Below are 19,569 nucleotides of genomic sequence, written 5' to 3'. Positions count from 1 at the left end.
TTTAGTTCAGTTTATTGGGTTCAAATGTAGACAAGGAGCGTGCTTTTTCATAATGCGAAAGAAGTCCTGCGCCTTCCGCAACAACGACATCGCCGCTTTTTAATCCAGATTTAATCTCAGTAAAAATATTATTCTGTGTTCCGATTTTGACAGGTTGTTTTTTGGGCGCCCCATTATTAAAAAGCCAGACAAAACTGGATTCATTATCATAAGAGACACTAGATGTGGGGACTGACAATACATTTTTAAGAAGCTCTGTTCTTACACTCACAATATTAAATTTACTTTTTTTAAATTCACTATCACTGATTGTAAGCGCAACATTGACTCTGCTGAGTCCACTTAATGGATCAAGCCCAGAGATCGAATTAACTTTTCCTACAACTTGCTTAAAATTAGCGTCATAGATAGGAGCATTGGACTTGAGGGCGCGACTATTTGCAGCCGTAGTAAAAAAACAGTAGTTGTTGTTGCCACATTTTTCTAGAGAAACGCGGATGCTATTTTGAATGTCATTGTGCTTGACCTCATAAGTCACCACTGGGGCACCTTTTTCTATTAGAGTCCCTAATATAGAAGGGGGTATAGCTTCTTTGCTGGCGATGATGCTCTTCTTATGAATGGATACAGCAATAAGCAAGATTACAAATGTCGATATATAAATTACAAGTCTGATTATTTTAGTCATTACTTTAGATCCTTTCCGATAAGGCTTTCAATCAAAGCGTGAGTGATATTAAGTTGAAATAAATTAGTGGCTTGCTGCATTTGAGCCATCAGAAGGGCAGATTGCGTGCCGTTAAGTTCAGTGATTGAAGTTTGTCCTGAGCGTAATTTTTTTTGGCTCAATTGAAAGCTTCGTTGTGCTAAATCAGATGCGTTTTCTAATGTGCTGATGTTTTTCTTATAAGTGTTGAACTGCTCCAGTGATGCAAAAATCTGCTGACTCATTTGATCTTGGGTCTTTTGTAAAGTCAGTTGTGATTGCTCAGCACTGGCTTTGGCCTTTTGGTATGCAGTGTGGCTGATTCCCCCGTCCCAAATGTTCCAGTTGAGTCCAATTCCTAAAGCAGAAGTTGTAAGAGTTTGGTCTCTGTCAAAACGATCATTGTAACTTTGGTCTAAGCGGTTAAAGTTATAAAACAGACCAAGTTTGGGCATGAATAAAGATTTCCTAACGTTAGCCACTTCAAGTTGGTATTCAGAAGATTGTTCTAAATATTTAAGAGTAGGAGATTCTTTAACTAAAACGGTTTGAAGGTGTGGGGCAGAGTAAGTGGGATAATTAGAGCGCAGTTTACCGACAACGCTAAACTCTTTATTGGGATCTTCGCCCATAAGGATATTCAAAGCAATCTTTGCCGCTTTAAGTTCTGCTTTCGCATTTTCAACCGCAGGTTTTTTACTTTCAGCATCGGTTTGCAACATGAGAAGATCTTGTTGAGGTGGGCGTCCACCACGGAAATTATTTCTTAAGATGGACAGATTGTCTTGTGCATTTTTCAGCATAGCCTGGTTAATCTCTAAGAGTCTTTGTGCTAAGAGCACTTGATAGAAAGCCATCTTGGCTTGATAATCGACATTGTTTCTGGCTGCCTCCACATCGACTTCCACCATGGTGAACAGTTTGTCTGCAGCACGGACTGCGGCTGAAACGGCACCAAAAGTATAAATAGCTTGGGTGACCGTGGCTCCATATTCCATGGCATAGTCCCCTTGCATTTGAAAGGTTCCCATACCAGGGATATCAAACTTAGGCACGTTGAAGTTCTGCATGTGTGTGACCTTTGCAGAAATCTGAGGAAGAGCCTGTCCAAGAGCTTCTCGCTTTGTATATTTGGCAATTTTTTTCTCAATCATTTTGGATTTAAGATCGGGATTGTAGGCTCTGACCTTTTCAATCACGTCTTCAAGTCTTAATGAATCTTGCGCTTGAGCAGGAAGTGCACACAGCGTGAGGGTTAATACAACTATAAATCTTTTCATGAGTTCTCCTTGGCACCGTCAATAAAGCCATTGATCACTTGGTTAATATATTGATTTTTAAATTCATCGTCGAAGGGTTGGTGTGTCCAAAAAGTACAATGGACTTTTCCATCTCTGAAGAGGTATCCCAGTCCTGAGAATAGCACCGTAGCAAAAATTTCTGGATCAATCTCTTTTTTGAGTAACTTTCTTTTTTTTGCTTTTTTTAATAGACTAGTCAGAGACTCTACAACTACCCAAATGTCTCTCTTAAAGGTTTCTGGACTGAGTTCAATAAACAGATCAATGTTCCTATGTAAGAAATCATGAGTACCTAATTCTTTGTGCCGAAGTTGTAAAAAAAGTTTAAAGAAGTTTCTTAAGATCATCTTTAAGCCTTCTATACTTTCAGGCTCTTCTTTAAGAACGCTAATGATTTTATGTGTGCTTTTTAAGCATGTGTCGCAAATGGTTTTGAAAAGTTCTTCTTTGGAACCAAAGTAATAATTGATGGAGGCCACATTGCTTTCAGCCAGCTCCGCGACGTCTCTGACAGAAGTGGCCTCGTAGCCCTTCTCGCCAAAAAGAGTTTTGGCTGCATCTAAAATCTGTTGTTGTTTGGAATCAAATGTCACGTTTTCTCCATTCAAACGGTCATTTCGCATATTTAAACAATTGTTTTAATATAATCAACAGTTGTTTGACGCGCAACTTCTTTTTGTTTTGCCTGTTTCAAAACTGTACTGATCTAACATAAGTCGAGGTCGATGAAAAACCTAAAGCCTTAAAAGGACTCAAAAATAACCAAAAGCTTTCATTACAATTTCATTGAATTTTTATTAAGCTTAACGTTTCGTTTTGAGATCCTTTAAAATGGCAAAGGGGTTATTGGCCAAGGAGTCATTGGTTTTGCCGCCAGGGCTTCCGTGGTTCTTTGAACTCCCAGTTTGGTTAGGGCGTGAGGGCTGAGAAGGATGGCCACCTCGTGCAGAAGAACTACTCCAAGTGCCACTCGCACTGGACACCGCTGTTTGCTGTTCAGATTTTAAAGACAGGGCAATGCGTTTGCGATCTAAATCCACTTCAAGCACGCGGGCGTTGACCTCTTGGCCTACTTTAAGAACATCCAAAGCGTTTTCTACAAAACGGTCTGACATCTGGCTGACATGAATCAAACCGTTTTCTTTGATGCCAATATCTACGAATGCGCCAAATTGGGTGATGTTGGTCACAACTCCTGGGTAATACTGTCCCACCTTCAGATCAGAGATGGCGGAAATGTCATTTCTAAACTCAAAAGATACAAACTCAGTTCTGGGGTCTTGACTGGGAGCTTCTAGAGATTTGACGATGTCAGCGTGGGTGAATTCACCTAGTTGCGTTTTGAGGTCTTTGTCGCTTTTAAGCGCTTGGATGAGGTCTTTGTTTTTTACAAGGTCATGGGTAGAAACTTTTTTAGCTTTACACCATGCAAGCAAGATGGGGTATTTTTCAGGGTGAATGAAAGTGGCATCAAGTGGATTTGCACCGTCATAAATTCTTAAAAATCCTGCGGACTGTTCAAAAATCTTTTCAGAAAAACGAGAGACTTTCAGTAGTTCAGAGCGTTCTTTAAAGCCTCCAGTTTTTTCTCTTAACTTCACGATATTTTCTGCAAGCGTAGGCCCTATGCCAGAGATATAAGACAATAAAGGTGCGCTAGCAGTGTTGATGTCTACGCCCACAAAGTTCACACAGTTTTCCACAACTTGAGTGAGAGATTTTTTGAGTTTGGTCTGGCTGACATCATGTTGATACTGTCCTACGCCAATAGACTTAGGATCAATCTTTACTAATTCGGCTAAGGGGTCTTGAAACCGTCGAGCAATACTGATGGCCCCTCGAACTGTGACGTCTTTGTCAGGAAATTCCTTTCTGGCAATTTCACTGGCAGAATAAATGCTGGCACCGTCCTCGTTGACTAGCATGGTTTGTACAGTGCCTTTTTTAACTTGTGATACGTGGTCCTTAAGAAATTGCAAAGTCTCTCTGCCAAAAGTTCCGTTACCCACAGCAATGTGTTTGATATTGAGTTTATCTAAACACATCTCGATCGCGTTTTTGGCACCCGCAACGTCATTATGAGGGGCATGCGGATAAATCACAGTGTCTACAAGAAAGTTACCGTTTTTATCAATCACAGCCACTTTACAACCCGTTCTTACGCCAGGGTCAATTCCAAGAACGGACTTTTGACCTAGGTAAGGTTGGAGCAGAAGATTTTTTAAATTTACACTGAACACATCAATAGCGGAATCATCAGAGAGGGCTTTGAGTTCACTTTTGATTTCTAAGTCTAAGCTTGTATGTATACCATACTTATAGGCCTTCTTAATGCACGTTTCAAGTTCGTTACCACAGCCTGCTTGTGGATCTATAAAGCTGTTTTCAATCAACTTGCTTTTAATAGTGGCAAGAGCTTGATCTTCATTATAATTCACGTCGACTTTAAGAATGTTAAGAAGAAGCCCACGGCGCACGGCCAAGAAACGATGACTATTTTTAGGATTTTTTAAATCACTAATTTTTTGTTCAAACTCAAAGTAATCTTTGAATTTATCAAAGTCTTTTTCTTTTTCGGCATCTTTTCTTTTGGCGGAAAGAATAGTGGCGTCATTCCAGTAATCTAAACGTAAACGCTCTTTAATTTCAACATTATGAGTGATCTCTTCGATGATGATGTTCATCGCCCCTTCAATAGCCTGTGCGAACGTGTCGATCTTGTGCTTAGGGTTTAAAAATTTATCCGCAAAAGCCTTTTCAATTTGTAACAAGGATTCTCTGCTGGTTTTTAGTAAAGTCGCAAGAGGTTCAAGCCCTGCATCTTTGGCTTTTTGTCCTTTGGTTTTAACTTTGGTTTTAAATGGAGCATAGATGTCTTCAAGTTGATTCAAGGTAGTCGAAGCCGCAATCTTTTTCTCAAGGGCAGGAGTAAGTGCTTCTTGTTTTTTAATGGCTTCTAAAATAAAAGCACGTCGTTTTTCAACATCTAAATAGTTATTGTACTCGTCTTGAATGGTTGCGATCTGCACTTCATCAAGTCCACCCGTGACCTCTTTGCGGTATCTGGAAATGAAAGGGATAGTACATTTTTCATCAAGTAAAAGTTTAAGTACGGTTTCCACTCGTGGGGGTGTCAGTGAGAGTTGTTTTGCGATTTTCTGTGTGGCCAGCAGATCAAGACTCATAAGGTGCTCCTTAAATATGGTCTGATACTACCTCACTTGTATTTTTACGATCAAGAGTTTCGTAATATTGTGAAACGCGTGAATCGGCGCGAATATACTTAGGGTCCCAGTTGTTCACAAAAAGCCCCTCAGATGATTTAGCGCGCGATAAAGCCACATAGGCTTGACCTTTTTCCCAAAATCCCGACAGGTCCACGCAGACACGGTCTATAGAGGCTCCTTGGGCTTTATGTATAGTGCTAGCCCATGCCAGTGTCAGTGGTAAATTGGTGATGGTCGCGCTGACTTCGTTGTCCGCATTTAAAATCTCAAACTCATCTTTTGAAAAAATAAAAACTTGGTCTTCTAAGGTTTTCACTGTGACGTCTTCAGAAGTTAAATCTTTCACATGTCCTAGGGTGCCGTTGACGTAAAGTCCGTCGGGATGATTTTTGCGTATCATAACCAAGGCGCCCTTTTTAAGCTGGATGCTTGGAGGCAAGGGGCTCATTTGCATGACCCGTTCTTCGGTCAGAGTAGACTTCTTTTTTATGCTCACTTCTGTATTATAAGTGAAAATCGAACCAGGTATTTGAGCTAATTTGTGTTGATTGAACTCATCAACTTTATATCTATGGCCAAATAAAACGGTGCCTTCAAAGTCTTTGGTATTTGTAAGCCCTTTAGACGAAAAAAAATCGTGCACATATTCATTACATATTCCAAAGCGGATATAGTTGAGAGCCTGAATAAAATCTGTGTCCTGTGTACGCATGATCTCTTGAAGATGGATCACTTTAAAATCCATTTGTTTCCATACAGTAGTTTGAAATAACCAAAAGCGGTGTCCTGCTTTTTGAACAGGGGGCAACTGAAAGAAATCCCCAACAGCAATGATTTTTAATCCCCCAAAGGGTAAGTCAGGATCAAGCGCATAACGACAAATCTGTTCGGCAGCATAAAAAGCCTCGGGGTCAATCATAGAAATTTCATCAATGATAATGGCAGAAGTTTTTTTAAGTCGTTTAAGAAGTCTTTTGTCTTTAAGGGCTCTTTCAATGGTCTTTTCAAGACCTCCTTTCATAATCCCTAACGAGAAAAAACTATGAAAGGTACAGCCTCCAACGATGACAGCCGCGGCCCCTGTGCTTGCGACAATAGGAAGTGGTTTTGTCAGTTGTTTTTGAAAGTATTTAATCAAAAAAGATTTACCAGAACCCGCAGCTCCTGTGACAAATACATTTTGATGTGAGCTTAAGTGATATAAAGCATCAGACTGTTCGGCATTAAGGCTTAAAGATTGAGCTTTATCCACTGTGCGCTTGTAATTGGATAGAGCTTAAAAGTTCTTGGTCCTCTAAAGTTCGCGCGCCACCAAGTGCCACAGCCAGTAGAGGTTCTTTGCAAACATAAGTCCGAATACCAAGTTGTTGGGTAAGATGGCGATCTAGTCCAGAGATCAGAGCCCCACCACCAGCAAGCACAATGCCTCTTTCGATAAGGTCTACAACTACTTCGGGCTCAAGCTCAGCAAGAGTTTCTTTGACGGTAAATACAATACGCTCTACAACGGATTCGACGGCCTTTTGAATCATTAAATTACTGACGTCAAATCTTTTTGGTAGACCTCGTTCTAAATCAAAGCCACCAATTTGCACCACTTTAACCAGTGAAGCTGTCGGAGAGATCAGTCCTACATTGTGTTTGATATGTTCAGCAGTTTGATGACCCACAACAAAATTAAAGTCTTGTCTCAGGTCATGGATGATACGTTCAGTGATGTCATCACCACCAAGACGGACTGCTTTAGCTGAAACAATTCCACCACTGGCGATAACAGCGATTTCAGTTGTGCCTCCACCGATATCAATCACCATGTGAGCTTGATGTGATAAAATATCAAGTCCACAACCAATAGCGGCAGCCATAGGTTCATCAATCAGTTGGACTTGTCTTGCACCCATGCGCATTCCCACATCTATCACAGCTTGTCGTTCGTGCTCTGTCACACGACAGGGTAAAGAGATGATCATGCGCGGGCGTGACCAACTGCTGCTAAACTTAATTTGTGCTAAAAAACTTTTTAACATCTGAAGTGTAGTGTCAAAATCTGCGATTACACCTTCACGTAGAGGACGATGAACAGACACATTATGTGGCGTGCGACCAATCATGGATTTGGCAAGATGCCCATATCCATACACAGAGTTTTCAAACCGACCATTTTTAATGGCAAAAACAGAAGGTTCGTTTAAAAGAAACCCTTTGCCTTTGCCATAAATCAGCGTATTTGCTGTTCCTAGGTCAATATAAAGATCTGAAAAGCCCATGATTTGACTTACCCCCACAGGTGTAGTTTACGCTTTAAGTTCTAAACTAACAACAAAGGACAACGCAATCAGTTCTTTTTATAATCTCCATCCAGGCCTTATTTTAGATGCCATCGAGTCGATGGGTTTTAACCCCACAGGACGTTATGTGCAGCTCAACTCCTATGAGAATCGGGTCTTTGAACTTGAGTGTGAGGGAACGCCACCCGCATTTGAATCCCCCATGCCTGTTATGCCCACCTCTGAAAGCACCTATCGGTTAGTGACTAAGGTTTACAGGCCGCATCGTTGGAGCCGTGCCGCCATCCAAGAGGAGCACCAGTTCTTATATGCGTTGACCGAAGAAGGAATCCCAGCGGTGGCTCCACTTAAGATTGCGGGTGCAACTTTATTTCCTTTGGGGGAGATGTCTTACTGTTTATTCCCAAAGGCTTTGGGTCGAATGCCCCAAGAGCTGCTTTTGCCAGAATTAGAAGATGTGGGAAAGCAACTAGCACGCCTGCATAATGTGGGAGCAAGATTTAAACCCCAGCACCGACCCACTTTAGACACTCAACACTATGGGGAACAAAGCTTAGAGCAAATTCAAAACTACATCTACCCCGAGCTTGCAAAAGACTACTATCAAGCCGCCGAACAGCTCTTGGACCATTTGGATTTGAAGTTGGGGCGAGCACAAAATCTTACTATTCATGGGGATTGTCATAAGGGCAACATCTTACAGACCGACCCCGTTGGCGGCATGAAGGAGTATTTCTTTGTAGATTTCGATGACATTTGTCATGGGCCCGTGGTTCAGGACTTCTGGATGCTTTTGACCGATACAAATTTAGGGAACAACCCAGAACTAGATCACCTCTTAAAAGGGTATGAAACCTTAAGAACTTTTAACGAAGAGGAGCTGAGCTTGATCCCTGCGCTACAGGGTTTAAGAATCATATACTATGCGGGATGGATTGCCAAAAGATGGGAGGATCCAAGTTTTAAAAATCTGTTTCCTCAGTATTTGGATTATAATTATTGGGTAGAAGAGCTCAGGGCCTTAGAGGAATGTTTACGCAAAATTTAAAATTTTTATGCTTCCCCATTTTTCCTGAGGGGGGGGGATATGTGTTAAGGGATACCATGATCTGGATTATTATGGTCAGATTATATGACCTTCATCTTTTTCCATTTCCCGCCTTGGAACCGTAATAAAAAACATAGACCTTGCACAATAATAAAAAACGAAGCAAATCCCCATGCCCAATATACGGCGTGTGAGTGATTTAAAATAAAATACGTAGGAATCACCATTGTAGGCCAGGGAAGGATAAGGGCCGCAAGTCCCACAAATTTAGTGTCACCAGCACCCTTTAAGGCAAAGGCATAAACAATGTTCATGCAGTCAAAAGGGATAAAGGCAGCGGTGAAAATTAAAAGTAAGGGCGTGATGCGTACCACTTCGTCCCATGTCTCAGAGGCATCAGAACTGGAAAACCAACTTAAATAAAAATCAGGAAGTAATACAAAACTGGCTCCAATGATTACAGTGTAAAGCAAACCAATTTGATAAGAGCTGTGAGTTAAAGATGCCGCTCGTTCGGGTAGATCTCTACCAATATATTGTCCAACTAAAACCGATGCGGCTTGAGCCACACCCACTACAGGCATTACGGCTAACATAAAAATAGTGAGAGTCACTCCGCTACTGGCTAGAGCCACGTTTCCATTATGTAGACGTCCAATAAGAATCAGAAAGATAGAAAACGCAAAACCTTCCAGCGCATATTGCAAAGCACTTGGAATACCAAAACGTACATAACGTTTAAGTAAATCCCAATGGGGCTTCCATGTGGAGATGATTCGGTAAAGGGCTTCGTTTTTACGATTAAACAACAGTCCAAAGCCTAATAAGCAAGAGGCTAGGGTTGAGAGGGCTGTGGCATAACCAGCCCCAGCGATACCGTATTCTGGGGCTCCCCAATTCCCAAAAATAAGAAGATAATTGAACAGGGCATTGGCGATCACACCTATCACATTTAGTGGAATGATATATTTACTTTTCCCGATACCTGCAAAAAAGCCGCTCATGGACCCTAAAATGGAAAATGGGGCTGCGGATAAACACAGAGCCATAAAGTAACTTTTTTCAAGTACAAGAAGTTCTTCAGAATGTCCCATCAGTCCAAAGATAAAAGGAGCTGCTGGAATAAGAAGTAAGAACAGTGTTCCGCCAACAAGACTGATATAAAAGGCTTGCCAAATAGAAGATCCAATCTTTTCAAACTGTCGTGCACCAAAATATTGGGCAGTGAAAGTCATAGAGTAGGCCGCAGTATGTTGAACCAAGGCCATAGGTGCCCAAAAAATACCATTCACCGCAGTCGCAGCAGCAAGGGAATTTGTGGAGTATTGCGCAAGAAAGACACGATCTACAGTGGTTTGAATGATCCAAAACCCATTGGCAATGATCAGGGGCCAAGCCAGTGTGAGCACTTCTTTCCAATTGTGAGTCTGATTTTTAAAAAACAATTTTAAAGTATGTGTCATATATCAAATGAGGCCCCAGTGGGGCCTTTACAAGTTTACTCCAAAGTGAAGTGCAGGTCTAAGTGTTGATGGTCACCTTTTTGTGTGAACGCTCAAGTTTACTTAACAGTAAATACAGACAAGGTACAACTACTAAAGTAAAGACAGTTGAAACCACTGTTCCGCCAATAATCACAAGCCCCATCGGAGTCCGTGTTTCTTGTCCCATGGTATTCCCGAAGACTAATGGTAGAGCGGCAAATACAGTGGCAAAGGACGTCATCAAGATCGGTCGAAGCCGTGTGGCCCCTGCGTCCATAAGAGCTTGGCGAATTTCCATTCCTTGCTCTCGTAATTGGTTAGTAAACTCGACCAGAAGAATGGAGTTCTTTTTGGCGATACCCATTAAGACGATGATTCCAATAAAGCTAAACAGATTTAAAGATGTGTTGAACATCCATAGGGCAATAAAGGCACCAGTTAAACTGAAAGGTAAAGCGACCAAGACACTGATAGGATGTAGGAAGCTGTTAAACTGAATAGCTAAAATCATATAGGCCACAAGAATACCAATGATTAAAGCAGAGGTTAAACTTTTAAAAGCCTCAGCAAGTCCAGCAGAAGCCCCTTCAAGGGCAATGCCGTAGCCATCAGGTAAAAGCTCTTTGGCTACAGTCTCTGTCGTGGAAAGAGCATCGGCCTGTGACACGTCAGAAGCGAGTCCACCAAAAACCCCAATGGCTCTTTGGCGGTTCACACGAATAATACTTTGATAAGAAGGTTCGTCAATCAGTTCAACAAAACTCTTAATGGGTACAAGGTTACCAAATACGTTTCGAACTTGAATGTTTTCGATGTTCTCTTTGCTGACCATTTCATTTTCTGGAATTTTAATTCGGATATCAATTCGTCTTCCATCAGCTGTGAAACGATTTTGCCTGACACCAGCAAGGGCAATACTTAAAGTTTGAGCCACGTTTTGCACGCTCACACCCATCGAGATCATCTTGACACGATCAGGAAGAATCTTAACTTCAGGTAATCCCATTTTAAAATCTGTGTTTAAGCTTTGGGCTACACCTCTTTTTTCCAGCTCAGCGATGATTTCTGCGGCCTTTTCATTGAGTACATTTAAATCAGGACCTGACAGGTTAAAGGACACAGGGAATTGTCTTCCTGTGGTCATGTTTCTAGAAGAATTATCTCTGAGCGTGAATCGAATGCCTTCGATTTTACTAAACTCTTTTCTCAGATCGTTCATGATCTGCAAGTGCCCCACGCTTCGTTCTTTTCTGGAAATCAAGAATAGAGGAACGGTCATGGTGTTGACATTACTGCTGCTCCAGTTAGCACCAACCATAAACACGTAAGATTCCACAAAAGGATTGTTCTTAATAACTTCTTCGACTTCAAAACTTTTTTTCTCAGTCAGATCCAGTGATGACCCTGGTGGGGTTTCAATATTGATCATAATAAAATCTTGGTCTTGGGCAGGTACGAATTCTTTATGGATGAGCCCACTTAAACTTAATGAGGCCACAAAAAGAATTGTGGACGCAAGAACCGTGAGGAAAGGGAACTTGATGGCATAGTGAATGATTTTTTTATAAAAGTTCCCAAGAGCATGGAATTTATCATCTAAAAATTGCTCGAATCGACTTGTTTTTTGGGAAAGATCTAAAAGAGCAGCAGATCGCATGGGAGTAATGGTTACGGCCTCAATCAGCGACAGCAGTACGGCACCTGAAAGCGCAATCCCAAATTGAAAGAAAAATTTTCCTGTGATTCCAGTCATAAAAATAACAGGCAAAAATACAGCCACCACCGCAAAAGTGGCAGCACTGGCCGCAGGTAGAATCTCCATAGCTCCATCATAGGCAGCTTGAGCCCCAGTTTTTCCCATGCGATGATGGCGAACAATGTTCTCTAGTAGCATGATGGCATCGTCGACCACAATAGAGATCGCAAGGATGAGTGCTAAGAGTGTGAAGAGGTTAAGAGTGAAACCACATAGATAAATGATGATAAAAGATCCAAAGATAGATGTAGGGATAGAAAATAAAATGTTCACAGAAGACTGAATGCTTCCTAAAAATAAGAAACAGATCAAGATGGTAACAAGGGCTGCGGTGAAGAGCTTTTCAAAAGTGGTTTTAACTACAGCTTCCGTGGGACGAGTAAAGTCAATATTAGTACGGATTTGATATCCTTCAGGAAGTGTTGGACGAAGCTCATCAATCTTTTTTTTGACGGCATCGGATAAAGCGACTTCGTTTCCTCCACGTTGCTTTCGAATCATAATAGAAATGGCCTCTTGGCCTTCGATGCGTGATTTTCTTCTGATATCAGAAAGACTGTCTTCCACGCGTGCGACGTCACCAATAGTGAACACGCGATCTTGAATCACTTGTGATCCACGACTTAAGACTTTAATCTTTTTAACCTCTTCAACGGTTGAGGCTTCCCCCATCCATCGCAAGCGGTATTCTGTTTTAGGATTTTCAAATCTTCCAGCTGAGGTTTCAACGTGTTGAGTGTTAAGGGCTTGAGCTAGATCAAGCAAGGACAGGTCACGGGCTTTTAGTTTTTTCATGTCGGGCCAAACACGAATGTTTCTCTCACTAAACCCACCGATGGAAACTTCACCGATACCAGGAATCTGTCTGAGCTTATCTAAGAAGATGAGGTCTGCGTATTTAATGGTGTCATAAATGGATCCGTTAGACCACATACCCAAAAACATAATAGGCTGTTCTTCGGGGTTCACTTTACGGATGACAGGAAAGTCTACTCCAGGAGGAAGACGCAGTTGGCTTAATGCGGACTGCACTTCTTGTAGGGCAATATCTACGTTCTTGTTAATATCAAAGTCAATGGTGACACGACCATTACCCTCTTGGGCATTAGAATTTACAGAAACAATATTTTCAATATTTAACAGACGTTGTTCAATAGGGTCTAACAGTTCGGCTTCAATCACCTCGGGTGAGGCTCCATCAAAGGTCACCGATACGTTGACGACAGGGAAGTCCACATCTGGAAGTTGACTGATCCCGAGCTGTGACAGTGAGATTGAACCAAAAATAATAAAGGCTGACATCAATATCCAAGCAAAAACGGGTCTGCGAATTGAAAGGGCAATGAAGTTCATGCTGTTAATCTCCTGTATGGATCATTTCAAATAAACGATATTGGGCGATGAGTTTTTTTAATGCCGCTTGGGTGTTTCTAAGAGTCAACTCGGCATCCAGTGTTTCTTGTTCTGCAGTGACCACTTGCAAGCTGGTGGAACGACCATTTAAAAAACGTTTACGTTCAGCTTCGTTACGATCCTGTTGTTCTTTGGTGAGAGTTCTTAAGAGTTTAATACGGCGGAAGTGCTCTTGGATTTGTCCTTGAAGGTTAGTCCATTCTAATCTTGCGGAACGTAGAGATTGGGTCTTTCTAATATTTGCCGCTTCATACATAAGCTTGGCACTGTCAGAAGATTTTTTCAGTAATGAAAAATCTAAGGGAGTAGAGAATGTAAGCGCAGCTTGTGTAAAAAAATGATCGCTATCATAAGCGTCAATCCAGGCAGAAGTAGCAGAGTTATCAATTCCTCGTCTTCCTACTGCAAAAGAAAGTTTAAGATCGGGTTTAATGTTCTCTGCGGTTCGTAACATATCTTGCTCGGCGACTTCGGCTGTTTTATCAAGGATTTGAGTTTCGATTGAAAAAGCATCACTGGCTTTTGAAATTTCATTTTGTGAAACTTGTAACAAGTCCTCAGTCATCACGATTTTATTAGAAAATCCATCACCTCCGAGTTGATCCAGTTCGTTTTTTAAATTCTCTAATCTTTGTTTGATAGTTTGAACTTGAATGTCTCTTAAAATTTTAGTGGCCGAAATTTGTTTCACGTCGACAAGTTCAGCCACAAGACGTTTGTATCGACCTCGCATCCAAGTTTCGATCTCGGTCCAGCGTCGTAGACTCTCTTGGCGCAAGCGCAGTTCCACGTTGGCTGCGATATAATCCCAAAGGATCTGTTCAAAGCGTAATAACAATTGAGCTTGATTCATTTTGACTTGTAAAAGTTTAAGCTCGTAGTCCTTAAGGTTTCTTTTGCGGCGGATGTCATCGCCTTGACCAAAGAAGTCTCTCCAAAGGTTTTGACTCAGTGACAATTGGAAGCTGCCTAAGTGGTTTGTGCCTGGCAAAGTTCTGTATTCAGTGCTTGTAGTGTTGGTTAAGAACTCTAAGCGTGTTCCTGTAGAGAAGTATTTGGAAATATTCGCAGACAAGAAGAGTTCTTCCTGCTTGACGGGCAAAACTAACAGGGCCTTTCGATCATCGGTAAAATGTATAAGCTCCAAATTAAACTGTGTGGCCACTTCCAGATCCATAGCTTGGTATTGTTTTTCTAAAGCTTGCTTTTCTACTTCGAGAGCTTGCCAAAAAGGGGAGTGGGTCTTGAACTGCTCAACGTTATTTTGCGTCTGGGCTACAGTTTGAATAGAAAAAAACAATGGCAGAAGTAAAAATTGAATTTTAAACATACGTTACTCAACCCCTGATGATACATTCCACTAAAAATGGTTTTTTTGAGCTTATAACACAAAGAATAATCTTAACTTATTTTTGTATAAAGGACGATTTAAAAAAGTGTCATTTAAAGATTTAACATTCAGTCTAGTGTCCTAAAAAAATTAAAAATATAACTGGTGCCATAATGGGTTTTAAAACAAACCTAGGATATTAAATGAGAAAAGCGTTCTAAAAAGTTAAGTCAGTCTTTGCGCGTAAGACACAAACTCATTGATCAGATTTTGCAAACGGCTCTCAGTGTTTTCATCTATAAGTTGGTCTTGGCTGTCAAAGGCCTTGTCGGCTTGACCTAATCCAAACACATTGGGGTAAAGATAAGCTCCTAAATTTAAAATAGGTGTGCGCGAATGAGTGAGGCCGCGCATCGCGCTGAACACTCCAGTTGATGCGCCCAGTAACAAAACGGGCTTCTTTCCCCAGGGGTGAGTCGGGCGAATTCGAGATGTCCAATCTAAAATATTTTTTAAAGGTGAAGAGATACTGCCGTTATATTCAGGAGTGGCAATGATCACAGCATGGGCCTCAGAAAGTGCTTCAGCCACACGTAAAACACCTTGGGGAATTCCATGTTCAGTTTCAATGTCCCCATCATAAACGGGTATATTTAAGACTTGCAGATCAAGAACTTTGGTTTGATGTTGAGAATGAAGCGAGCGCGCAACACAAGCGAGTAGTTTTTTATTCAATGAGTCTTTTCTTAGGCTGCCAGCAAATAAAAGTATCTTCATATTTTCATTATATATTCTTTTGTGAAAAAAAACACACAAGACATGAGTTGGGCCATCATGTTAAAGTTTTTTAACACTTATGCTTTAGATGAAGTGATGTTAGATTTATGCAGAACAGAAACTCAAAACATGGTTACGGTTGTTTTGAGATTTTTTTAATACTCAAAGTAAGGAGATATATATGAAGTTAATGTGTGTAGTGATGACGTCCCTATTGTTGTCTTTTTCTGCGTTTGCAAAAGATTATAAACCTGGAAAATATCAAGTAGATACCGCTCACTCTAAAGTCGGATTTGAAATTCCTCATCTTGTGATCTCTACTGTGGAAGGGAAATTTACAGACTTTAGCGGTACTGTCCAATTAGATAAAAAATTTAATAAATCTAAAATTGATGTGGTTATCAGCGCAAAGTCTATTGATACAGCCAATTCAAAACGAGATGATCATTTAAGATCGGCAGATTTTTTTGATGTAGAAAAAAATTCTGATATCAAATTCGTCAGTACAGGTATTACAGGCACGCCTGATAAATTCACGGTACAAGGAAAATTGACCATGAAAGGTGTGACTAAGCCCGTTACTCTTGATGCTCAATATTTGGGTACAGTGAAAGACGGTTTTGGAAACGAGAAAGCGGCGTTCTCTGCAAAAACAAAATTGAATCGTAAAGACTTTGGTTTAACTTGGAATAATGTGGTTGAAGCAGGTCCAGTTGTCGGAGATCAAGTGAGCATTGATTTAAGAATTCAAGCGGCCCTTGAGCAACCTAAGAAAAAATAGCTTTCACAAAATAATGACTGAATTCAAAGGATCAATATTAGAGTTCAAGGTTTAATATTTAGAAGATATAAAAGCCAAAGCTCAGGTCTAAGCCCTAAAAATAAAAAGCCAACAACTGACGTTGTTGGCTTTTGTTTAAACCAGTAGATGTGTAATCAGGTCACAAACTTAGAACAGAGAGATCAATCCAAGAACACCAAGTCCTAATAAGGCAGCTGTTCCATCTAACTGTACGCCTGCTTGCATATAACCGCCGTAACTATAGCCGCCACCGTAGTAGCTTCCATATCCAGGATAGTATCCTACTTGTTGTTGGCCACCACAGTACCAGTAATCTACAACTTGGTTATTATAGATACATCTGCCATAGCTATCATAGTAAGCCGCAGATACAGTGGTTGTTCCACCAGTTGTGATTCCACAATATGTTGAGGCAACAACTGTGTTTGAAGAGTTATAACATTGGCCATTTGAACCAATATAGTAGCCTCCAGAAGTTCCGTTTTGACAGCGAGAGTTTTCAACAATCCATTTATCTTTTCTGGACTTACAAACGCCGTTTTCCCAAACATAATCGTTTTTGTTTGAGCTAGAATCGCTTCCACTGCTACATGCTGTAATGGCAACAGCAGTAAAGCTTAGCACCAGTATTTTAATAAGTGTTTTTTTAATTTTCATAACATCTACCTTCCTTCTCCGCCTTGATATAGGGCAAAATAAATACCAACCCTGAACCTAAAAATAAGGCAGGAAAAGGGGCTCAAAAGGCATACATTTAAGTTGAGTCCGTGGGGCAAAATTTGCGGACAACTCTTGGCGAGCGATAGTGACAATAAAGGGCACCCTGTGTACTCTTTCTAGGGTATGAAGATAAGACTGAAGAATGTGATTGTGCCCCTTGTTTTGGCAGTAGCAAGCTTTGCTATTGTGACAGGGCTTAAAATCAACGAAGACACGCAAAAAAAGAAGACCAATTCTAAAGCCAAATCTCAAATCTCCGCCCAAGAAGAGGTGAAAAGGAAACCTGCACCCCCTCTGCCCATAGAAAAGCAGTTCCCTCACATGATTGGTCGCAAAAATACTCTGTATGAATACCTGCGCCAGCAAGAGGTTTCATCTATTGATATTATAGAGATGGTGAATGCTGCAAAACCGATCCGAAACCTCTCTCGCATGCACCCTAGAACGCGATTTCGTATTGAACAAGATGAGGCTAAAAACCTATTGGCTATTGAGTTTTGGTTTTCTGCGCTAGAAAGGCTACAAGTTCGCAAAAACTTAGAAACCAGCACCTGGGAAGCTCAGCACATTGAAGAAAAAGTAGATATCGAACTGGTCTCTTTTGTGGGTGAAGTGCAAAGCACATTGTGGGAGTCCGCTCTCAACGCCAAAATGGACCCGACACTCATTGCGGAATTAGCAGAAATTTTTGGTTGGGAGGTCGACTTTGCTCGTGAAGTGCAAGTGGGTGACCGTTGGCGTTTAGTAGTTGAAAAGAAATTAGTAAAGGGAACTCCTGTGGGCTGGGGTTCAATTCTTGTGGCTGAGTATGAAAATGTGGGTAAGCCCTATCAGGCTTTTTTATTAAGAGTCGAGGGCAAAGATAAAGGGTATTACAATGCAGAGGGGGAGAGCTTAAGAAAGATGTTCTTAAAGAGCCCACTGAAGTTTGCTCGAGTCACCTCTCGGTTCAATCGCCGAAGATTTCATCCTAAATTAAAAGTAGTGCGTCCTCATAATGGTGTAGATTATGGTGCCCCCATCGGTACCCCTGTAAGAAGTGTCGCGAATGGCCCGGTAGTAATGTCTCAGTACAGTGGTGGCGGAGGGAACGTTTTAAAAATCCGTCACAACTCCACTTATCAAACAGCCTATAAACATCTAAGTGGTTTTGCTAAAGGTGTTCGTCGAGGAGCCAAAGTGCGACAAGGACAGATTGTGGCTTATACAGGAAATACAGGTTTATCGACAGGCCCTCATCTGCATTACGAATTCTATGTCAATGGTAGGTACGTAGATCCGCTCAGACAAAAGTTTCCTTCAGCTGATCCCGTGGCTTCTGAAGATATGGAAGAGTTTAAGCTACAACAAAAAATATTGATGGCCTCTTTGCCTGGTTGGGACGGAGAAATTCAAGTTGCAGAACCCGTAAGAGGTTGGGCTCATGACTGGATGCCACCCCACCTAAGAACCACTTCTTTTTATCGTGGTCCTACGTTAGAAGAATAATGGTTTAGTAAAACTAAAAGGATGAAGAATAAATATTTACAAAAGCGCAAAGGTTTTAACTGGGTAAACAGACGATCGGTGCTTTGCCCAGTGATGCTCAAAATCTGTGTTTAAAGTACGTAGTCAATCAAGTCGTCTACAAGATCAATAAAACCTGCGACTAACAATAAAAGTAGGGCGATCAGTGCCGTATTCACCGAGTACTTTAAGGCCAAGTAAGCTTTTCTGTTGGTTTGTTTTAGGGATTTACTTTTTGCCAAGATAGGAGCAAGGCTAGAGAAAACCACATTTACTAGACCTCTCTTGTCTTCATTTGTGTTGGGAACAACAGTGATCTTCATTAGAATTTTATAAGTTCCATTGATGATTTTACCGATAAAATTTGTGGGTCTGTTTACGTCACACATTAAGATCAATCGAGTTTTATCTGTATTGTTAAAAACATAGTGCAGGTAAGTTTCGTCAAATAGAAATGCGTCACCATCGCGCCAAGAGTAAGAAGTTTGATCCACATTGATATAGCAATTGTCATCTTCAGGAGTAGCTAGACCCAGATGATATCGTAAGGAGCAGGCCACAGGATCAAGATGTCGCGTCAATTTAGATTGGGGCGGAAGCACAGAAATCATAGCACCATTGACTGAAGGCACGCGGCTTAATAGCTCTACTGTTTTTGGACAACTTTTTTGGGCTGAGGTGTGAGTGTAACCATACCAGTTGAGATAAAACTTTCTCCAGCCATATTTATAGAAGGTCCTAAATCCAATATCGTAGTAGGATGTGTTGGCAGAGTCTCCAGTGGCATCTAGCGCTTTTGATTTATAAAGCTCTAGCACTTCGTCGCGAATGACTTGCCAATTGTCTTGAAGGATTTGCAGTTCAGGAAAGTCTTTGACGTCCATGATGGGTTTGCTGGCACGCTTTTGAGTGACCATATATAGCGTACAGTTTAAGGGAGCAAAAATAGGCCAGCCTTTACGTAAGTATTCCGTGAGACTTTCAAAGCGTGCTTGACCTCTAAAGGCGTAGACATAGGTCATGGCTCCGACGGCAAACATGAAAAGAACAAACATGAGTATCAAAATATCCATAAATTTTCATCCTTACTAAACTGAGATGGGCCACGACTCACAGATGCTAAAGGGGCACTTTGGCAGTCTATTTTATGGGCAAAAATCCATCTTGCACTCTGTATGTTATAGGTAAAAGCTTGTCAAAGTAAACTTAAA

General features: G+C 41.1%; 16 protein-coding genes. 4 read left to right on the top strand and 12 right to left on the bottom strand.

The window, feature by feature from the left end:
* Position 1: 1 nt before the first annotated feature.
* The 6 genes from M9899_00285 to M9899_00260 all read right to left on the bottom strand — a co-directional run bounded on the left by M9899_00285 (position 2) and on the right by M9899_00260 (position 7,501).
* Positions 2-688 carry a hypothetical protein gene (locus M9899_00285; GenBank protein MCO5112590.1) on the bottom strand — a complete coding sequence of 229 codons (687 nt, stop codon included), beginning with the start codon at positions 686-688 and terminating at the stop codon, positions 2-4.
* Entirely contained in the window at positions 688-1,986 is a 1,299-nt protein-coding gene (locus M9899_00280; GenBank protein ID MCO5112589.1) for a TolC family protein, read from the bottom strand. The genes M9899_00285 and M9899_00280 overlap by 1 nt, the downstream gene beginning before the upstream one ends.
* Entirely contained in the window at positions 1,983-2,600 is a 618-nt protein-coding gene (locus M9899_00275) for a TetR/AcrR family transcriptional regulator (GenBank protein ID MCO5112588.1), read from the bottom strand. The genes M9899_00280 and M9899_00275 overlap by 4 nt, the downstream gene beginning before the upstream one ends.
* Before the next feature lie 210 nt (positions 2,601-2,810).
* Entirely contained in the window at positions 2,811-5,192 is a 2,382-nt protein-coding gene (locus M9899_00270) for an RNA-binding transcriptional accessory protein (GenBank protein ID MCO5112587.1), read from the bottom strand.
* A gap of 10 nt (positions 5,193-5,202) precedes the next feature.
* Positions 5,203-6,486 (bottom strand): PIF1 family ATP-dependent DNA helicase, encoded by a 1,284-nt coding sequence (locus M9899_00265; protein ID MCO5112586.1) that lies wholly within the window; start codon positions 6,484-6,486, stop codon positions 5,203-5,205.
* Positions 6,479-7,501, bottom strand: coding sequence for a rod shape-determining protein (locus tag M9899_00260; protein ID MCO5112585.1), 1,023 nt, complete (start codon positions 7,499-7,501; stop codon positions 6,479-6,481). The genes M9899_00265 and M9899_00260 overlap by 8 nt, the downstream gene beginning before the upstream one ends.
* Before the next feature lie 121 nt (positions 7,502-7,622).
* Between M9899_00260 and M9899_00255 the strand changes: the two genes are divergently transcribed.
* On the top strand, positions 7,623-8,570 hold the full coding sequence (locus M9899_00255) for a serine/threonine protein kinase (GenBank protein MCO5112584.1): 948 nt from the start codon (positions 7,623-7,625) through the stop codon (positions 8,568-8,570).
* An 80-nt stretch (positions 8,571-8,650) separates the two neighbouring features.
* On the opposite strand, the gene M9899_00250 is transcribed toward M9899_00255, so the two are convergent.
* From M9899_00250 to M9899_00235, 4 genes are all read right to left on the bottom strand, one after another.
* Positions 8,651-10,033, bottom strand: coding sequence for an MATE family efflux transporter (locus M9899_00250; protein MCO5112583.1), 1,383 nt, complete (start codon positions 10,031-10,033; stop codon positions 8,651-8,653).
* 58 nt (positions 10,034-10,091) lie between these two features.
* A complete protein-coding gene (locus M9899_00245) occupies positions 10,092-13,163 on the bottom strand; it encodes an efflux RND transporter permease subunit (protein MCO5112582.1) in 3,072 nt (1,023 codons plus the stop codon).
* A 4-nt stretch (positions 13,164-13,167) separates the two neighbouring features.
* Complete coding sequence (locus tag M9899_00240) at positions 13,168-14,553, bottom strand: TolC family protein (protein MCO5112581.1); 1,386 nt, start codon at positions 14,551-14,553, stop codon at positions 13,168-13,170.
* Positions 14,554-14,778: 225 nt separating this feature from the next.
* Positions 14,779-15,330, bottom strand: coding sequence for an NAD(P)H-dependent oxidoreductase (locus M9899_00235; protein MCO5112580.1), 552 nt, complete (start codon positions 15,328-15,330; stop codon positions 14,779-14,781).
* 21 nt (positions 15,331-15,351) lie between these two features.
* Here M9899_00235 and M9899_00230 point away from each other — a divergent pair, with 21 nt between their 5' ends.
* Both M9899_00230 and M9899_00225 read left to right on the top strand, forming a co-directional pair.
* Positions 15,352-15,489 (top strand): hypothetical protein, encoded by a 138-nt coding sequence (locus M9899_00230; GenBank protein ID MCO5112579.1) that lies wholly within the window; start codon positions 15,352-15,354, stop codon positions 15,487-15,489.
* Positions 15,490-15,511: 22 nt separating this feature from the next.
* On the top strand, positions 15,512-16,111 hold the full coding sequence (locus M9899_00225) for a YceI family protein (GenBank protein MCO5112578.1): 600 nt from the start codon (positions 15,512-15,514) through the stop codon (positions 16,109-16,111).
* 168 nt (positions 16,112-16,279) lie between these two features.
* On the opposite strand, the gene M9899_00220 is transcribed toward M9899_00225, so the two are convergent.
* Positions 16,280-16,789 carry a hypothetical protein gene (locus tag M9899_00220; GenBank protein MCO5112577.1) on the bottom strand — a complete coding sequence of 170 codons (510 nt, stop codon included), beginning with the start codon at positions 16,787-16,789 and terminating at the stop codon, positions 16,280-16,282.
* Positions 16,790-16,975: 186 nt separating this feature from the next.
* Here M9899_00220 and M9899_00215 point away from each other — a divergent pair, with 186 nt between their 5' ends.
* On the top strand, positions 16,976-18,340 hold the full coding sequence (locus M9899_00215) for a peptidoglycan DD-metalloendopeptidase family protein (GenBank protein MCO5112576.1): 1,365 nt from the start codon (positions 16,976-16,978) through the stop codon (positions 18,338-18,340).
* Positions 18,341-18,450: 110 nt separating this feature from the next.
* On the opposite strand, the gene M9899_00210 is transcribed toward M9899_00215, so the two are convergent.
* On the bottom strand, positions 18,451-19,431 hold the full coding sequence (locus M9899_00210; protein MCO5112575.1) for an aspartyl/asparaginyl beta-hydroxylase domain-containing protein: 981 nt from the start codon (positions 19,429-19,431) through the stop codon (positions 18,451-18,453).
* Positions 19,432-19,569: the final 138 nt, after the last annotated feature.

This window comes from Pseudobdellovibrionaceae bacterium (assembly GCA_023954155.1).
Classification (GTDB): domain Bacteria; phylum Bdellovibrionota; class Bdellovibrionia; order Bdellovibrionales; family UBA1609; genus JAMLIO01.
The sequence above is the reverse complement of the archived record's forward strand: the minus strand, read 5'-3'. Positions and strand labels throughout refer to the sequence as shown.

Excerpts from the sequence above, each read along its gene's own strand:
- M9899_00235 (MCO5112580.1), bottom strand. The coding sequence starts at position 15,330 with ATGAAGATACTTTTATTTGCTGGCAGCCTAAGAAAAGACTCATTGAAT.
- M9899_00220 (MCO5112577.1), bottom strand. The coding sequence starts at position 16,789 with ATGAAAATTAAAAAAACACTTATTAAAATACTGGTGCTAAGCTTTACT.
- M9899_00210 (MCO5112575.1), bottom strand. The coding sequence starts at position 19,431 with ATGGATATTTTGATACTCATGTTTGTTCTTTTCATGTTTGCCGTCGGA.
- M9899_00245 (MCO5112582.1), bottom strand. The coding sequence starts at position 13,163 with ATGAACTTCATTGCCCTTTCAATTCGCAGACCCGTTTTTGCTTGGATA.
- M9899_00255 (MCO5112584.1), top strand. The coding sequence starts at position 7,623 with ATGGGTTTTAACCCCACAGGACGTTATGTGCAGCTCAACTCCTATGAG.
- M9899_00285 (MCO5112590.1), bottom strand. The coding sequence starts at position 688 with ATGACTAAAATAATCAGACTTGTAATTTATATATCGACATTTGTAATC.
- M9899_00225 (MCO5112578.1), top strand. The coding sequence starts at position 15,512 with ATGAAGTTAATGTGTGTAGTGATGACGTCCCTATTGTTGTCTTTTTCT.
- M9899_00240 (MCO5112581.1), bottom strand. The coding sequence starts at position 14,553 with ATGTTTAAAATTCAATTTTTACTTCTGCCATTGTTTTTTTCTATTCAA.
- M9899_00270 (MCO5112587.1), bottom strand. The coding sequence starts at position 5,192 with ATGAGTCTTGATCTGCTGGCCACACAGAAAATCGCAAAACAACTCTCA.
- M9899_00215 (MCO5112576.1), top strand. The coding sequence starts at position 16,976 with ATGAAGATAAGACTGAAGAATGTGATTGTGCCCCTTGTTTTGGCAGTA.
- M9899_00260 (MCO5112585.1), bottom strand. The coding sequence starts at position 7,501 with ATGGGCTTTTCAGATCTTTATATTGACCTAGGAACAGCAAATACGCTG.
- M9899_00250 (MCO5112583.1), bottom strand. The coding sequence starts at position 10,033 with ATGACACATACTTTAAAATTGTTTTTTAAAAATCAGACTCACAATTGG.
- M9899_00280 (MCO5112589.1), bottom strand. The coding sequence starts at position 1,986 with ATGAAAAGATTTATAGTTGTATTAACCCTCACGCTGTGTGCACTTCCT.